The sequence below is a fragment of the Ornithinimicrobium cerasi genome (genome assembly GCF_003702705.1).
Taxonomy (GTDB): Bacteria; Actinomycetota; Actinomycetes; order Actinomycetales; family Dermatophilaceae; genus Ornithinicoccus; species Ornithinicoccus cerasi.
In genome coordinates, this window is record NZ_QZMN01000082.1 from 1 (window position 1) to 573 (window position 573).

Genomic DNA, 573 nt, shown 5'->3' on the forward strand with positions numbered 1-573 from the left:
TATCAATTGCACACAAGATCGGCGCTAAGCATGCCACAATTTGATATATTATGTAAAACACCACCTAAGGTGCTTGTTCGTCAGTTTGTGGAAAGGTTTGAAAGACCTTCAGGTGAGAAAATAGCATTATGTGCTGCTGAACTAACCTATTTATGTTGGATGATTACACATAACGGAACAGCAATCAAGAGAGCCACATTCATGAGCTATAATACTATCATAAGCAATTCGCTGAGTTTCGATATTGTCAATAAATCACTCCAGTTTAAATACAAGACGCAAAAAGCAACAATTCTGGAAGCCTCATTAAAGAAATTGATTCCTGCTTGGGAATTTACAATTATTCCTTACTATGGACAAAAACATCAATCTGATATCACTGATATTGTAAGTAGTTTGCAATTACAGTTCGAATCATCGGAAGAAGCAGATAAGGGAAATAGCCACAGTAAAAAAATGCTTAAAGCACTTCTAAGTGAGGGTGAAAGCATCTGGGGGATCACTGAGAAAAGACTGAATTCGTTTGAGTATACTTCGCGATTTACAAAAACAAAAACTTTATACCGAGGCGTC

General features: G+C 36.6%; 1 protein-coding gene. It reads left to right on the plus strand.

Annotation, left to right across the window (positions count from 1 at the left end):
- Nucleotides 1-30: 30 nt before the first annotated feature.
- On the plus strand, nucleotides 31-573 hold a 543-nt coding region (locus tag D4B81_RS17900; protein ID WP_161965307.1), incomplete at its 3' end, for a site-specific integrase.